This window comes from Pseudomonas sp. 1912-s (genome assembly GCF_029269205.1).
Lineage (GTDB): Bacteria > Pseudomonadota > Gammaproteobacteria > Pseudomonadales > Pseudomonadaceae > Aquipseudomonas.
In genome coordinates this window covers 81814-98202 of the sequence record NZ_JARIXR010000012.1, presented here as the reverse complement: position 1 = coordinate 98202, position 16389 = coordinate 81814, and the positions used below count along the sequence as shown (strand labels likewise).

Sequence of the window (16389 nt, the reverse complement as noted above, 5' to 3'; positions counted from 1 at the left end):
AAGATTTTCAGGGCAGGTAGCGGTAAATCAACCCCCATCACCGCGTCCAGTGTCGTAGCGTTTCGAATAGGAAGCGCCCATCAGATAGAAACACCCGCCCGCCACGATAAACGCTGCGAGCATATAGAACATGAAATGCGCCGGCTGCGATGCCAGGGCAAATCCGCACAGCACCGGCCCCAGCGCACCGCCGAGGCTGGACAGGTTTTGCGCGCCGTAATACATGCCGCGCAAGTGGTCCGGCGCGATGCGGTCGATGAACATGTACTCGGCCGGGAACACGATGATTTCGCCCACCGTGAATATCGCCACGGCCAACGCCCAATGCAACACGGTGGTGGACAACGCAAAACCGACGACGCCCAGCAGAAACAGGCTGAAGCCCGCCGTCAGCCATTGATTCAAATGCTCATTGGTAATGCGCTTGCCCACCATGTACTGGAGGCAGATCACCACCGTCGCATTAACCGCCACCACCGAGCTGATGACCTGGTAGGTAAATTCCGGGGTGCTTGTTGTCACCAGGTATTGGGAGATGTAGCCGGTGAACTGGCCGAACGCCACAGCGCTTAAAGCGCCGCCAACCGTGAAGCAGACCAGGCGATAGTCCTTGAGCAAAATGCGCCCCACTGCGACGAATGACACCGGCGCATTCGCCGGGTCGGCGGAGCTGAGGCTCCTGTCACCCCACACCATATAAGTCACGAAGAAGCCCATGCCCAGGATCGCAGAGACCAGGAACGGCAGTTTCATGTCCATGTGCGCGAGCCCGGCGCCAATGAACGGCCCCACCGCGTAACCCACGTTGATCAGGGTGTAGCGCACCGAAAACACTTTGCCGCGCTCGGCTTCCGGCAGCAGTTTGCCAAACGCCGCCTTGACCACAATATCGATAACCGAATAGGCGAAATTGAACGACACCAGAAACAGGAAAAACAGCCACAGGTGCGACGTGACGCACATACCGATGAAGCCCACGGTGAAGAAACCCGTGAAGCTCAGGATCAATCGATAGCTGGAAATCTTGTCAGTCAGGTAGCCGCCGTAAAGGCTTAGCAACGAGCCCACCAGCATCGCACCGCCCACTACCAGACCGATGTCGCTGATGCCCAGCGTGAAGTTGGATGACAGGTAAATCACCATATACGGCAGGGTAATGGCGCGCCCCAGTGTCAGGAACAACGCAGACGACAGCAGCAGATTGACCGAAAACGGGTAGTGTCTGAAGGCGGCGAGCATCCGAGTTGATTCCTGTAATAGGCAGTATCAATGGCTGAGTCACATATCGTTACACATCCGGTTTTTACTTGACAGCGGGATCTGTCAGGTGAGGAAGCAACGCTGGAATTCCCTGCAAACCTCTGTTTTTCCCCGCATCGCGAATAAATGGCCCTATGAGATGCATCGAAAGTGGATCTTTTACTGATCCATTTACCTTCTATAGTCGGCCAATGCCCCAAGCCGTTAACAGCGATCCTTAGTTTGGCTGTGGGGTGAGGATTTCTCATTTGCGGAAGCTGATATGAATTATAAAAACGGCTCTATCAGTATCGGCGTGTCTGCACTTTTAGTGGTGTCAGTTCTGCGTTTGGCCACTAACCAACCCCCAACCCGGGAAGAATTTGTAAAGTATCCATCTCTCCGACAGAAATGGTTCACGATATGCGACGCACGCAGCAACCTTGCCGAGCTCAATGATGAAGGCTGCAAGCATTTACGCGAATGGCAGGCGGCCAGAAAATTTCCTGTACTGGATAATTTGATGAATCAAAACCTGGGTAAATAGCTAGCTGCCCTATGACTTTTTCAGTGGCCTGGAGCATCCAGTTTGAATCCGCAACTGATCATCTCCCCGCACGACGGATCCATCCGAATTCAGCGAAATGAGTCCTGCATTGTGATCGACAAGACCCTCACCGCAGAGAGGGCAGTGGCGGAGCTGTCACCGTTCTATCTGTCGGAACTGGATCATGGAAATGGCTACGTGTGGAACTCATACAGCGGCATCAACATCAACGGTACTCCCGGCTCTTTTGCGCTGTGTTTTTATGCGGGGCGTTTGATGGAAGTCCATTTAGGCTTATCCAACCCGAACGAGGCCACCCGTAATGGGTGGCCTTCACAAGCGGCAGTTGAGCGGGACGTCGCCTTACTCCGAAACGCGTTGATGCAACAGCTATCCCGGTCTTTCGAGAGCGGCACAGAGACGTTCCCATGGGGCAGTGCGTGGGCTGTTTTTGATGCAAAGGCATTTTTGCCCAGCGCAGGCGTCAGATACCGACTGCCTGAGACATCCCTTTAAGCGAGGCTTCTGTGCCCCCTACCTGCGCCCCTCAATGCTGCGCACTAACGCCCCAAAAAGCTCACCCCGCGGCATCTCGCTCAAGGGAATATCCGCCTTCTCGAACCACTCCCGATCCGCCTCAGGGTGCGGGCCACTCAGCACCACGACCCCGTTTTCATACGTGTAACGCGCTGCCGCCACATCACCATTCTGGTAGGTCGCAATGGTAGAAGAAGGCACGGTCGTGTCAGGCTTGGGAAAGTAAGGCCCATCCTGATAAAAGACGCTATCGGCTTTCCCATCCCACACAACCTGCACCGCCGCGTCTGCAATGCCCGCGACCTCAAACCCAGGCCGGCCCGCCTCTGAATCAAGGTCGTAGGGTATCAGGCCAAAGTTGCTGTTATCGGCAAGATAAGCGCCCATACACAGCCCCAGGTAGCGCCCACCCTGGGCGACAAAGTTACGAATGGCTTGCACCCGCGCATCCCCCAAACTGTCAAGCGCCGCAGGGATGTCCTGACCGCCGCCGGGTTGAACGTAGAAGGTCATAATGCGCGAGGCTTTGCGGCGTGATGTCGATCGATTCATCTGCACCTACAAAGTCAATCCGGGCATCCGGGAGGACGCGCAGCAGGGCTGTTTTAACATTCTCTGAGCATCCCTCGCAGCCCGCGGGGCCTCGGTAGATAGCCACATGGGTGATGGGTGTTGCGGCGTGCACCGAGTAAGGAAGCAGCGTGAACAACGCAAAAAGCGTCGCGGCGATGGCATGCAGATTCATGGTTGTAGAGTCATCTTGAAGCTGATGGGGGCGATTCGGACTTTGCGCGTCAAAGCCTAAAGCTAATAGCCGTTTGAAGGCGTTAACATTTGTAAATCGGCTGAGGAAAAATCGGGGTCAGACCCCATTTAAAACAATGGCGGTCTGCCCCCGATTTGTCGGCTTGAATCAAGCACCGGCCCATGCTCCCACTCACTGATGAAACCGGCGCCCCAGCGCATCCAGCCGCACCGCAATCGGCGGCAAGCGCTCGCTGCTCCGGGCCAGCGTCTCCACATCCTGCGCCGTATTCTGCGCAATGCTCTGCACTGATTGCAGCCGTCCCACAATCTCCACATTCGCCGTGGATTGCTCCCGAGTGGTCGACACAATCCGCCCATTCAACTGATCAATCTGCGAAATATCATTGCCCACCGCCCGCAGCATCTCCACCGCCAGCTGGCTGTCTTCCACACAGCGCTCCACGCCTTGGCGGCTGTCGTGCATGGCTTCAACCGCCCGCCGGCTGCCGTGTTGCAACCCTTCGATAATCGTCTTGATCTCCTGGGTCGACACCGCCGTGCGCTGCGCCAGGCTGCGCACCTCATCGGCGACCACGGCAAACCCGCGCCCTTGCTCACCCGCGCGGGCGGCTTCGATGGCGGCGTTGAGGGCCAGCAGGTTGGTCTGGTTGGCGATGCTGTTGATGACTTCCAGCACCGAGCCGATCTGTTCGGCCTGCACGGCCAGCCCTTGCACCGTCTCGTTGGTGTCGTGGAGGCGGGTGGCGAGTTGGGTGATTTCCTGCTGGGCACGGCCGACGCTTTCCTGGCCACGGATGATCTGCTGGCTGGCTTGACCCGCGTGCTCGACGGCATGCTCCACGTGCACGGCGATATGGCCCATGGCGTCCTCCATGCGCTGCATGGAACCGGTCATTTGCGCGATTTCCGCCAGTTGATGGCGCGCGCCTGTTTCCAGGGTGCCGCTGGCGTGGGCCAGTTCCTGGCCGAGTTGGCCGAGGCCGTGGGAGTCGCGGGCGACACCGTCGATCAGCCCAGTGATCTGGGTCAGAAAGTGGTCGAAACGGGTGGCCAGGGACACATGGACTTTTTCCGCGTTGCCCTTGGCTGCCTCACCGCTGAACTGAGTGGTGACGGCGAGCATCTTTTCGAGCATTTCCTGGCTCTCTACCGCTTCGGTCTGGCTGTGTACCGCGAGGTAGAGCAGGGCGACCGTCTCCATCACCACGTAGAACGCGTGGACGAAAATCATGCTCCAGCCGCCGTGATGCTCCATCACAAACACCGGGAAACCCTGGTGCTGCAAGGCATGGAACACCACGTGATGCACCGCGATGGTGACGGCGGCCACCAGGATAGGCAGCCAGTCACGGTAGAACGTCAGCACCGCCAGCAGCGCGAAGATACCGAAGTGCGATTCGATGACACCCTCGGCCTGATTGATGTGCAACGCCGCCATCACCATCAGCCCAACGCCCAGCGCGCAACGCATCAGGCGAGTGCCGCCGATGACGCGATAGGCCAGGGTCAGCACCACACTGGTGCCGCCGCCTATGAAGAGCGCTTGGAGCAGCGTGTCGTGCCAGAACGCCAGGCCCAGGGAGAACAGGGCCATCAGCCAGATCAGGGCGAGCATGATGCGGTCGGCTTTGCGGTAGTGCTCGATGAAACGGGCTTGGGCAGGCATTCACTCGTACTCCATGTGGACGGGCCGGGGTGAGGCAAGCATGCGACGTGCCATACGGGCATGCGGGGGAGCGAATCGGGTGTAGGAGAGTAAAGGTTGAATGGTGGTAGGAGGTTATCGGCATTGTTGGGTGGGGCTTTAGGCTGGAAGCGGCCAAAAAGCCGCTACTCAAAGCGACTCGATAACTCCCGTAGCAGATTGATGTTGAGGCTGTCGCCATCATCCAAAAAGCGGCTGCAGGCTTGAACGAGTTAGCAATGAATCGCCCTGGCAGTTCCCACATCTACCTTCGGTACGAGCGACAGAGCTGAACAGCTTCTCTGCCGGGATGGAAAAATGTGGCAGGGGTTTAACTGATCAGTGCCTCATATTCTCGCGTGGCCATTTCCTTTGAAAGTTCGCGCAAAAATTCCGCCTCGCTTTGCAGCAGCGTGACGATATTTAGGACATTACTGGCTTCGGCCGCGGTCAACTTGCGCAATAGACTCAGCAAGTCAACGGCGCAGGCTTCGTTAACGGAGGCTGACTCTATCAACCTTAGTTGCCGTCTTTGAATCTCGTGCAAAGGATCCATCATTCAAACCTTGGGAGCGGTTGAGTTTGTCTTTAGTTGACAAGGCCGATTTTCAGGGGGGAGGGCGGTGAATCAAATCAGACTGCTCTTAATTCACAGACCCGAATCTCAATCTGCCGGAGGAGGGACGGGCGGGTCGAAAACGGGGTGACTGAAGCTCGTGGAGCGAAACCCATGAAGCAGTGCCTGTAAGGTCGTGGCGTAGGTTGGGTCGCTCCACGGCGTGGCAGTCCTGAGAAGGGCCTCCAGCTGTCCCGCTTGGAGGGCCACATCTGGCCATTCGACACTGAGTGCTGCGCCGTGAAGACGGTGGGCTGCGTGGAGGGCCGGTTCCAGGTTGCGCAGAACCATCCCTTCAAGCAGCGCCAGTAGATCCCGTTCCAATGCTTCAAGGATCTGCTGGTGGCCCACAGGTTGCCGTTGGGCGAAGGGGTGTGGCAGTAACGTCAGGGTCACGCCGCACCATAACTCGATTGCATCCTGCAACTTGCCAAGGCTGATCGGCTTGCTGAGGATGCCATCCATGCCGGCATCAAAGCACCGGGCGACATGCTGGTTGCCCGTAGAGGCGGAGATCGCAATGATGGGGCAGCGCGTTTGCGCGGCATCCTGTTCGATCATGCGGAACAGGCGCGTCAGCGAATAGCCGTCCTGGTCCGGCAGGTCACAGTCCATCAAGATCAGGTCATAGGTGCCTTGTTCGAAGCAATCCACGGCCTGGGCGCCGTCCCTCGCGATCACTGGCGTGCAGCCGAAGCCCTCGATCTGTGCCTGCAATACCGCCTGGTTGGCGACGGTGTCCTCCACGACCAGAATGCGCAAGGCCTTTGGTGCGGATGTCGCTGACCAGGTCGTGGCGGGGAGCACGGTTTCAGCCTCTGTCGCGTCGGGCGGTGCCAACTCCGCGGTCAACGACAATTCAACACGCGTTCCCTTGCCCGGCGAACTGTCCAGCGTGAGGGTGCCGCCCATGAGTTTGAGCAGGTCGCGACAGATGACTAGCCCCAGGCCGGTGCCACCTGAGTGCTTATAGGATTGTGCTGCCTGGCTGTAAGGCTGGAAAAGGCGCGCCTGGCTTTCCGGGCTCAGGCCGATCCCGGTATCGGTGACGGTCAATCGCAGCTGCTTGTTGCGCGACGCAGCCAGGTCATTGATCGCATAGGTAACTTCCACTCCGCCGATTTCGGTGAACTTGATGGCATTGGACAGCAGGTTGTGCAGCACCTGCCCAATACGTGTGCTGTCGAGCATCAACAGTGGCAGGTGGGATTCGCCATTGACGCAGATCGATAAATGCTTCTCCCGGGCCCGCAAGCGATGCAGATCAACGACGTTATGCACCAGGGTGCTGATGCTCACCGGCTCGTATTCGAGCTTGACCTGCCCCGCATCGAGCTTGGATATATCCAGCACGTCATTGAGCAGCCTTAACAATGATTGCGCGCCGTGATTGGCCAGGTCGGCAAAGTGCTGTTGCTGCTTGTCCAGCGGCGTGTTGCGCAACAGTTCGACGGCAGCCACCACTGCGTTCATCGGCGAGCGGATTTCATGGCTCATGACTGCCAGGAACATCGCCTTTTCCCGCTCGTTGCGCTCGGCGCGCTGGCGCATGCGCTGGGTTTGGTAAATCGTGATGAGCAATAGCACTACCACCAAGACAATTAACGCGATCTCATGAGGGTAGTGGGACACAACTTCCCTGAGCGGCAGGTCCTGGGTGGCATGCTCGCGCAGCCAATTGGCGTGCAGGACGCGAACTTCGTCAGGGGTGACCGAGTCGAGCGTCTTCTGGATGATTGAGTGCAGTAAAGGCTCGTCTTTTAGAGTGCCCATGCCAAATTGCGACGCCATACCGGTGATCACCCCGGATATCTGCAACTGGCCCTGGAACTGCCGATACAGAAATGGCAGCAGATAGGCTTCGGTGGCAACCGCAGCATCAGCGGTTCCTTCGGCAACTTGCTGCAGCATGGTCAGGGCGCTGCCGCCGAAGATCAATTTCGCCCCCGGTGCCTTCGTCGCGAGGAAATCACTATAGCGATCGAAGATGGGCAGGGTCACGGTCAGCCCGTCCAGCTGTTCGGCCTCGAAAAGAGGCGGGCGCCCGATTCGGGTGATGATGACCGTGGTGGTATTCAAATAGGCTGAAGTGAGCAGCAGCCGGGGATCCTTACCACCGGGCCCAGTAAGCATGATGGTGGGGATAAGGTCCGCCCGACCGGTCATCAGCAGCTCTATGCGCTCCTGGATCGAGTGAGCGGAAACATAGTCGATCTTCATGCCAGTCTTGTGGGCAATCATCTGCAGGAATTCAGCCGACAGCCCCTTTAGTCGGTTGTTCTCCACGTATTCGATTGGCGATAGGTTGCCGACGACGGCAACTCGCAATACCGGGTGCTGTTCGATCCAGGCGTGTTCTTCAACGCTTAGATCCAGCCCGGGCGGCAGGGCACCGGCGCCCGCCCATGTCGCAGCCATCAGCAAGAGCAGGCTGGCGACCCAACGAGCGTGGCTCCTGATCATCATGGCTAGTCCAGGGTTTTCATGATCTTGAACAAGCCGTTATTGGAGGTGACCCCAAGCTTGCGAAAAGCCGTGGCCTTCTGCGTACTGATGGTCTTGATGCTGCGATTGAACTTCTCGGCGATCTCCGTCACCGTCATGCCTTCCAGATAGCAGCGGATCACTTCCTGCTCCCGAGCCGACAATGCCGCTCGCTGCAAGGCGTTGTCACTGATCGGCGTTTGCTCTGTTTCACCGGGCCTGGCTGCGTCGGCCACTTGGTAAGACATGTCGGCACTCAGATAGATGGCGCCCGAGGCAACGGTACGAATCGCCTTCACCAGGCTTCCCAGCCCCTCATCTTTACCTACAAAGCCTCGCGCGCCGACACGCAAGGCAAGCGACACGGTGGCCGACTCGTGATGGCTCGACAGCACCAGGATACGACAGTCAGGGAAGCGGCTTCGCAAGGCGCGAATCAGGGAGACGCCGTCCAGCTCATCCCGTCCCAGGGCAAAGTCCAGCAGCAAGACGTTGGCAGGCATTGTCGCCATGCCGCGTATCAATTCACGGCTGGTTTCATAGACGCCAACAATCTCGATGGATGACTCTTCGGCGAGGTGGCTGACGAGGCCGTGGCGTACCACTGCATGATCATCAAGGATCGCTATGCGTATGGTTTTCATGGTTGCCAATGGACACTCGAAAGTAGCCGGGTAATCAATCGATTAAAGACCATCTATCAACTCCGCTCCAGCAAAGGTGTAAATATCGTTGAACCGTACCGTGATAGTTTCCGGCACGCCCGGGGTGACGTTTACAGGTTCAATGGACGTGAACGCATTCCTATGCGGTGATCATGCTCAGGAAGACATCGCTCTCCATGGGCCGGGCCAGGGCGAAACCCTGCCCGGTGTTGCAGCCCAGCTTGCTCAGCAACTCGATACTCTCGGTATCTTCAATACCCTCGGTGATCAGGTTGATATTGAATAACTGGGCCAGACCGACGATACCCGAGATGATTTCCGACGAATGCGCGAACTGACCCACCGCACGCACCAAGGCACCGTCAATCTTCATCTCATCGAATGGCATCCGTGACAGCAGGGACAGCGTCGCGGCGCCGGCACCGAAGTCGTCCAGGGACACCGGAAAGCCTTTGGCGCGCAAAGCAGTGATCGAGGCTGAGAGGGCCAGTTCGCTGTCGGGCGCCAGGTCTTCGGTCAGCTCGATCTTGAGACGTTTACAGGGCAACCCCGCCCGATGCATCTTTTGCGCAAGCCGTGTGGCTAGGCCATAGGCGCAGAGCGTTCGCGCTGAAGCGTTAATGGCGATGGGGATTTCAATGCCTGCACGGCTCAACTTACCCAGGGTGTCGATCACGGTCTTCTCGATAAAGCTGAACAACAATAGATCCAGCCCGAGCTGATTGATCATCGGGATCAGGACCGAGGGTGGCACATCCCCATGCCGTGGGTGGTGCCAGCGGATCAGGGCTTCCGCGCCGACGATTGTTCGTGTCGCCAGGTCGTATTGGGGCTGGTAGACCACCCTTAATCCTTCGCCGGTAGCGAGGGCCGCTACCACCTCATCGTCATTCAGCAGTTGCTCCAGTTTTTCCTCGTGTGGACTGCGCGGCGACGGATGGGCGGTATGTGCCAGTTGACTGATTACCGCCAGGAATTGCTCGGGTTGTTGCTCCACAGCAATCTCGACCCGAATACCTGAAGCCCTGGCCAGGCGTGCATGGGAAGCCAGGGCTGCCGTTGATACACCATTGAGGGTGTGGGTCCAGCCCTGCTCAACACCAGCGGTCAGTAAACCGGGGGTGAGCGCAAGCTCGGATTGTGGCTGGGCGGTCCAGACGATATGCGGAATGCTGCATAGCAGCCCGGAAGCATTCAGGTCGCTGACACAGCACGGCAGCATCAAGCTGTCGACATGGTCGGCGTGAACCTGCGCGACGATGATGTCGACAGGCTGCTTGCGCAAGCGTGTCATCAACTCGCTCAACGAATCGATGTGTTCGATATGAAAAAGGGGGCTCCCGTTGAGCTGCGTGGCTACGCGATGGGCGTACTGCTCGTCACTGGCCAGGATGACCAGGCTTTGCAGGGCGCGCTCGGAGGGAACGATGACTTGGGCTGCCATCTGCTGATGCTCGGTGGTTGTAGTGAGGCCACATTTGAGCAAAGGCGGTGTGAGAGAAATATAAGACTGGGACTAAATCGTGGCTGAACCCTGTCCGGGTTCCGGTCTGCGCTGATCCGAAATTTAAGAGCAGTCCGATATCGGTATTTGCGAGCGCTCTACAGAATTCACCCCGATTCATGGCGGCTCGCAGCATGTGCGGGCATTACAGAACGAGTGCATGCACGCTGTCGCCGACAGCTGTTGCTTCTGCGCTTCAATGCCACTTCGTGAGGCCTCATACCTGACGATGTGTGTGCTACAGGGTGAGTTATTGTGAAAGTCACGTCGCGTTCAGTCTTGCCATTTGCGTTCCTGCTATCAGCCCCGTTAAATCCGATTCGCTACTGGGTTCGCATGCGTTATTGCCATGCACCTGATGCTTGTCAGTCCCCACGCCCTCAACTGGATTGGGCGATATGGGGGGTCATGACCCTGACCGGCATAACGGCATTGCTGGGTGCACCAGCCCATGCCGGCAATGGTGTGCACATCAACGCGAATGCGGATGGCCAGTGCGTAAGTTTGAACGACCCGCAGAACAACGATGGCAATGCCACGACGTATCTTGCGCAAAACCTGATCTTCAAGGATCAGGCCTCGAATAAGTGCAGCTCTGCGACCAAGGGCTCGCAGACCGACTCGGTACTGTTTTACCGCCCTGGGGGTGTTTCTGGCGTAGGGGCGACGTCACTGACCCTGGGTGGTGAACTGTACGTCAACGGTGGCCGGATTATTCTCGGGCAGCCAGGCGGCAGTATGGCGATCGGTAACGAGAGTACTCAAGCTGGCATCAACGGCGCGGCCATTGGTCATGGTGCCCAAGGCAACGGTGGCTGGGGCATGGCGGCGGGTTTCGAGGCCAAGTCCCTGGCTGACTATGCCCATGCATTTGGGTATAAAGCCGAAGCCACGAATCAGTACGCCACGGCTATCGGCGCAAATGCTGCGGCGGCGGGAGAACGAGCTACCGCTGTTGGCACCGGTGCAAAGGCCATTGGCGGCGGGGCTTTTGCCGCGAGTCGCGACGCCAGCGCGGAGGGCACCCACAGCGTTGCGGTGGGCGCCGAGGCCAGCGTGGCGAGCAGCAGCAACGAAGGGGTTGCCCTGGGGTACAAGGCCAGCGCACAACACAATTATGGGGTTGCACTGGGCAGTGGCGCCATGACGCAAACCCTGAAGGCGGTGGCGCCGGTGACGATCAATGGCACGGCCTACAGTGTCGACAGTACGCCGGCAATGGGCGTGGTCAGCCTGGGTAACACCAAACAGACGCGCCAACTGATCAACATGGCGCCTGGGGCGGTTAGCGCGACCAGCACCGATGGCGTCAATGGCGCCCAGTTGTTCGTCGCCTACGATGCGATCCAGAAACTCGGGGACCGGGAGCTGGCGTCTACTCAGTCGGTGGCGGATGCGCTTGGCGCAGGCACTGCGGTCAAAGACGGCAAGGTCGTGCTGCCGGCATTTTCCCTGACAAGCTTGGGTTCTGGTGTTGCACAGCCGACGTCGGTGGTGGGGGCGATCAAAGCTTTGGATCAGGCCCATAAAGGCACTCAGCAAGCCTTGAGTGACGTTGATAAAGTGGCCAACGAAACGGCAGAGCAAGTCCGCTTGGCGATGGCCGAGAAATACCTGCGTTGGAACAAGGACCTGCAAGCCTACACGGCCAGTGAAGGCGCCAGCCCTGAGAACCGCATTGCCAATGTGGCTGCAGGTGTGGCCGCAACTGACGCGGTAAACAAGGGCCAGTTGGACGCCGTGGAAAGTACCGCCAACAATGCGAACAACCTTGCCGGTAGCGCGCTGGCCGGTGCCAGCGCGGCGCAGGCCACCGCCGCCGACGCCCGCAAAACGGCAAATACAGCGCAACAGGGGGCCGACGCGGCCTTGCAAACGGCGGCGGGAGCTCGGGCAACGGCAGATAACGCGCAGAGCACCGCCAAGGATGCCGCCAGCTCGGCCGATGCAGCACAGAAAGCCGCAGACACCGCGCAAGGCTCTGCTACTGCCGCGCTGGGGGCCGCATCAACCGCACAGGCGACAGCTGATGCCGCCCAAGGCACTGCCAACTCGGCACTGGGTTCGGCAAGCGGTGCGCAGCAACTGGCCGAGGCCGCGCAGTCGGCGGCGAACGTGGCGGCGAATTCGGCAACAACGGCACAGCGAACTGCCGAGACCGCAGAAGGCAAGGCGAGCTCGGCATTGGCCGGGGCTGATGATGCCCGTAAGGTGGCGGGCGGTGCGCGGGGTGCTGCCGATGCTGCTTTGGCTAAGGCCGACAGCGCAGAAAAGAGCGCAGGTGTCGCGCAAGGGACAGCCAGCGCAGCGCTGGACTCTGCGGCTAACGCCCAGAAAACCGCCGACTCCGCCCGAGGAACAGCCGAACGGGCCCAAGGGGCCGTCGCGACTGCACAACAGACGGCCGAAACCGCACAGAGTGTCGCCAACTCTGCTCTGGGTTCTGCAGCCATCGCACAGAAGACGGCCGATCTCGCACAAGGCGCAGCCACTACAGCACTGAGTTCGGCATCTGAAGCGCAAAAAAACGCGGCGACGGCCCAAGGCACTGCCGATACCGCGCTGACGACGGCCACCAGCGCCCAACAAGCTGCGAATGCCGCGCAAGGCACGGCCGATACGGCGTTGGGCACGGCTGCTCGGGCGGGTGAAACCGCTACTGCCGCCCAGGGCTCCGCCGACGCGGCATTGGCAGCCGCCGCCAGCTCCCACAAGGCTGCCGACGCGGCCCAAGGCACCGCGAACACTGCGCTGGACAAGGCCGTCGTGGTGCAGAAAAACGCCGATGCAGCACAGCTCACCGCGAGTCAGGCGCTCGGCGCCTCCGATGGTGCCCGGCAATCCGCCGACGCTGCCCAAACCACTGCGGATTCTGCATTGGCAACGGCGACAGGGGCGCAGACTGCCGCTCAATCGGCCCAGGACCGTGCGGATACCGCCGTCAGTTCGGCGGCTGGCGCACAACAGGCCGCGAATGCCGCGCAAGGTACAGCAGACAACGCCCTTGGTGCCGCCTCCACGGCACAGCGCACCGCCGACGCCGCCCAGTCCACCGCTGACCAGGCACTGAGCACAGCCTCCACAGCGCGCCAAGCGGTCGAGACGGCCCAGGGCACTGCCGATGAAGCATTGGTCGCTGCAGCCAGCGCGCAAAGCGCGGCGGGCAACGCCCAGGGTACAGCTGACAGCGCATTGGCCTCGTCGGCCCAGGCGCAGCACGCCGCAGATGCCGCCCAAGGCACGGCGGATACGGCATTGAGCTCGGCTTCCGGCGCGCAGAAAACCGCTGAAGCCGCCCAGGGTTCCGCCGATACCGCCCTGGCTTCGGCCTCGTCTGCGCGCAACGCGGCAGACAAGGCCCAGGGCACCGCGGACGCCGCCGGGCGCTCGGCAAGCGATGCGTTGCAGGCTGCATCAACGTCACAGGCCAGCGCCGACAACGCGTTGGGCGCAGCAAACAATGCCCAGCAAGGGGCGGACGCGGCTCAACGCACCGCCGATGGGGCCAAGGCCACCGCCGACATTGCTGCTGGTCAGCTCAAGGGCCTGGACGACGGTCAGACTGTCATCCAGCGCATTGACGCGGCTATTCGAGGCGCCGCAGGTGCGGCCAGTGAATTCGTCGCCAAGGCATTGGGAGGAGGCTCCACCGTGGGCGCCGATGGACAGCCGACGGCGCCGGCCTATGCAATCAGTCAGATCAACGCCGATGGCAGCGTTCAGCCCGCTCCTCAAACCCTGGACAACGTGGGCGATGCGCTGACTGCTTTGGACCGCAATGCCGGCGCGGTCAACACCGCTGTGAGCCGCCAAGGCGCGGCACTCGGTGCCTTGGATGAGGACGTCCGGGCGCTGCGTGACGACAGCGTTGTGTGGGACGAGTCTAGCGGTGCTTATACCGCGGGTCGTGGCGCTGATCGCGGTGAGCCTGCACGTATCGGTAACCTGGCGGCCGGTGTTGCGCAAACCGATGCCGTCAACAAGGGACAGCTCGATAGCGCCGCGCTCACCGCATCGCAGGCCAGCAGCGCCGCCGACGCAGCCCGGGCGGCAGCGGTGAAGGCCCAGGGTACGGCGGATGGCGCGGTGGTTGCTGCCGCTTTCGCCCAAACCTCCGCTGACGCCGCGCAACATGCCGCCGATACCGCTGGTGGCACTGCTGCCGATGCACGTGAGGCCGCAAACGCCGCCCACACATTCGCCAGCCAGGTTGGCCAGGTGGCCGAGCGCGCCGCAGCACAACTGCAGGGGTTGGGGGAGGGTGAGACCGTGATTGATCGCATACAGGCAGCGAGCCGTGCGGATCGACAGGCATTGGCTGACGCACTGGGCGGTGGCGCCGCTGTCAACGCGGATGGTTCCGTGAAAGCACCAGCCTACGATGTGACCCGGATCGACCAGGAGCGCGGCCCCATTGGCCAGGTCCAAGTGGGTGACGTCGGGGAGGCGATCGGGGCGCTTGACGCGTCACTGAATGCGGTCAACGCCAAGACTGACAAAGCCACGGTGGATGTGGGCAGCTTGCGCGAGCAGGTGAGCACCGGTCAGGTCGGCCTGGTTCGCCAGGACTCTCTCAGCCGGGATATTCAGGTGGCGCGGGATACTGATGGCGTTCGTGTTGATCTCACGGGTACGCAGGGACCTCGCGTTCTGACGGGTGTGAAGGAGGGTGCCTTGAGCGCCGACAGCACCGATGTCGTCAATGGCCGACAACTCGACGCCGTCGACCGGCAGGTCAAGCAGTTGACGCAACGAGCCTCTGGCATCGCCGTTGACACCCAAGGCAATGAAAAGGCAACGGTGACGCCGGGTAGCAAGGCCGTGGCTGTCGGGGCCAACGCCCAGGCCGGCAGCGAGCGCAGCGTTGCGGTGGGGGCAGGTGCCGTGGCCCAAGCGCCTCGCAGCACCGCACTGGGGGCAGATGCCAAGGCCGATGCGCCAGGCAGCGTCGCGCTTGGTGCCGGCTCCCAGGCCCAGCGGGCGAATACCGTCTCAGTGGGCGCGCCGGGGGCGGAGCGGCAAATCACCAACGTAGCAGCCGCCAGCGAGGCGACTGATGTCGTCAATCTCGGCCAGGCCACGCAGATCTCCAACCAGGCCGCTGACCGTACCCTACGACAGGCCAACGCCTATACCGACAGCCAGATCAGTGCAGTGCGTCAGGATGCCTACGCCGGCATCGCGTCAGCGATGGCCATGGCAGCCTTACCTGTGGCGTCGACACCGGGCAGGAGCATGGTGGCCATGGGGACGTCGGTCTACGAGGGGCAGTCAGCCTTGGCCGTCGGCCTCTCGGGTCGCACCGAAGATGGCCGGTGGGCTTACAAGGCCAATGGTTCGGGCAGTGCCCAGGGAAGTGTAGGGCTGGCGGTCGGGGTGGGTTACGAATGGTAGGGCCTGATATCGGCAGTTCGAAGGCCTGGCCTTCGGCCTGCCGATTTAGGAGCAGTCCGATATTCCCCGGCAGCTTCGCTGCCCACAATAACCCTCAGTAATCAATGCCCGCTGTCGCAGCGGCTACCACTCGTGGAACCCGTTTCAGCCATCGGATTGCTGGTGCCTTGTTTCGGTTCGACGCATCCGTCAATGTCTCAGGTAAGTCATCGTGAAAGTCACATTGCGTTTCGATTCGCAGGTCGCTTGTCTGCATGCTGTTCCGCTCAATCCACTTCGTTCCCTCATTCGCACCTTCTACTGCCCCGAGTTTGCGGTGACATCGCGCGGTTGGCCGATCTTCGGCCTGCTGACACTTACCGGTGTTTCGGCGCTGCTGGGCGTGTCTGATGCCCGTGCAGGCAACGGTATACACATCAACGCGAATGACAGCGGCGAATGCGTCAGCCTCAATGATCCCCAGAGTATTTACATTTCAGGGGCTGGGGCCGACAGAGCCTATTTGAACGAAAACGTGAGTTTCAAGGAGGGTCAATCGACGCGATGCGATTCGAGCGCCAAGAGTGGCCAAACCGAAAGCGTGTTGTTCTATCGCCCGTCAGGGGTACCGGGTGTTGGTGCAACCTCGCTTTCCTTGGGCGGGGAGTTGTATATCAACAGCGGGCGGCTGATGTTAGGCGGTGCAAACGGCAGCATTGCGATAGGCCAGTCAGGCACGGAGGGTGGTAACCCGCTAGCCACTGATGGCGGCTTTGTCTTTGGCCGCGGCGCCCAGAGCACCGCCGCCTGGACCATGGCCTTCGGCCTTTCCGCCAAGGCACAAAATCCGTATGCGCTGTCGTTCGGCAATACGGCGCTGTCCTCCAATACGTTCAGTACCGCGTTTGGTTCGGCGTCCACGGCTTCAGGTGCGTACGCCACTACACTCGGTGCCAGCGCACAGGCTGGCGG

9 protein-coding genes and 1 pseudogene are annotated in these 16389 nt (G+C 60.4%); 3 read left to right on the top strand and 7 right to left on the bottom strand.

Annotated features, from left to right (window positions below; all coding sequences use genetic code 11):
- Nucleotides 1-27: 27 nt before the first annotated feature.
- The gene (locus tag P3C29_RS17185; protein WP_275964997.1) at nt 28-1239 is read right to left on the bottom strand and encodes an MFS transporter; all 1212 of its coding nucleotides are present in this window, start codon (nt 1237-1239) and stop codon (nt 28-30) included.
- 283 nt (nt 1240-1522) lie between these two features.
- Here P3C29_RS17185 and P3C29_RS17180 point away from each other — a divergent pair, with 283 nt between their 5' ends.
- Together P3C29_RS17180 and P3C29_RS17175 are read left to right on the top strand one after the other, a co-directional pair.
- Nucleotides 1523-1786, top strand: coding sequence for a hypothetical protein (locus P3C29_RS17180; RefSeq protein ID WP_275964996.1), 264 nt, complete (start codon nt 1523-1525; stop codon nt 1784-1786).
- 42 nt (nt 1787-1828) lie between these two features.
- Complete coding sequence (locus P3C29_RS17175; RefSeq protein WP_275964995.1) at nt 1829-2302, top strand: hypothetical protein; 474 nt, start codon at nt 1829-1831, stop codon at nt 2300-2302.
- Nucleotides 2303-2320: 18 nt separating this feature from the next.
- Here P3C29_RS17175 and P3C29_RS17170 read toward each other — a convergent pair.
- From P3C29_RS17170 to P3C29_RS17145, 6 genes and pseudogenes are all read right to left on the bottom strand, one after another.
- A pseudogene (locus tag P3C29_RS17170) lies at nt 2321-3068 on the bottom strand (BPL-N domain-containing protein).
- A 192-nt stretch (nt 3069-3260) separates the two neighbouring features.
- The gene (locus P3C29_RS17165; protein WP_275964994.1) at nt 3261-4757 is read right to left on the bottom strand and encodes a methyl-accepting chemotaxis protein; all 1497 of its coding nucleotides are present in this window, start codon (nt 4755-4757) and stop codon (nt 3261-3263) included.
- Between the two features lie 349 nt (nt 4758-5106).
- Nucleotides 5107-5331, bottom strand: a complete 225-nt coding sequence (locus P3C29_RS17160) for a hypothetical protein (RefSeq protein ID WP_065904340.1) — start codon at nt 5329-5331, stop codon at nt 5107-5109.
- A gap of 108 nt (nt 5332-5439) precedes the next feature.
- Nucleotides 5440-7857, bottom strand: coding sequence for an ATP-binding protein (locus tag P3C29_RS17155; protein WP_275964993.1), 2418 nt, complete (start codon nt 7855-7857; stop codon nt 5440-5442).
- A gap of 2 nt (nt 7858-7859) precedes the next feature.
- Nucleotides 7860-8519 carry a response regulator transcription factor gene (locus tag P3C29_RS17150; RefSeq protein WP_275965014.1) on the bottom strand — a complete coding sequence of 220 codons (660 nt, stop codon included), beginning with the start codon at nt 8517-8519 and terminating at the stop codon, nt 7860-7862.
- 160 nt (nt 8520-8679) lie between these two features.
- Nucleotides 8680-9984, bottom strand: coding sequence for an EAL domain-containing protein (locus tag P3C29_RS17145; RefSeq protein WP_275964992.1), 1305 nt, complete (start codon nt 9982-9984; stop codon nt 8680-8682).
- A gap of 468 nt (nt 9985-10452) precedes the next feature.
- Between P3C29_RS17145 and P3C29_RS17140 the strand changes: the two genes are divergently transcribed.
- Nucleotides 10453-15438, top strand: coding sequence for a YadA-like family protein (locus tag P3C29_RS17140; protein WP_275964991.1), 4986 nt, complete (start codon nt 10453-10455; stop codon nt 15436-15438).
- Nucleotides 15439-16389 lie beyond the last annotated feature (951 nt).

Coding starts and splice junctions, on each gene's coding strand:
- P3C29_RS17165 (WP_275964994.1), bottom strand. CDS start 4,757: ATGCCTGCCCAAGCCCGTTTCATCGAGCACTACCGCAAAGCCGACCGC.
- P3C29_RS17180 (WP_275964996.1), top strand. CDS start 1,523: ATGAATTATAAAAACGGCTCTATCAGTATCGGCGTGTCTGCACTTTTA.
- P3C29_RS17185 (WP_275964997.1), bottom strand. CDS start 1,239: ATGCTCGCCGCCTTCAGACACTACCCGTTTTCGGTCAATCTGCTGCTG.
- P3C29_RS17150 (WP_275965014.1), bottom strand. CDS start 8,519: ATGAAAACCATACGCATAGCGATCCTTGATGATCATGCAGTGGTACGC.
- P3C29_RS17160 (WP_065904340.1), bottom strand. CDS start 5,331: ATGGATCCTTTGCACGAGATTCAAAGACGGCAACTAAGGTTGATAGAG.
- P3C29_RS17140 (WP_275964991.1), top strand. CDS start 10,453: ATGACCCTGACCGGCATAACGGCATTGCTGGGTGCACCAGCCCATGCC.
- P3C29_RS17155 (WP_275964993.1), bottom strand. CDS start 7,857: ATGATGATCAGGAGCCACGCTCGTTGGGTCGCCAGCCTGCTCTTGCTG.
- P3C29_RS17145 (WP_275964992.1), bottom strand. CDS start 9,984: ATGGCAGCCCAAGTCATCGTTCCCTCCGAGCGCGCCCTGCAAAGCCTG.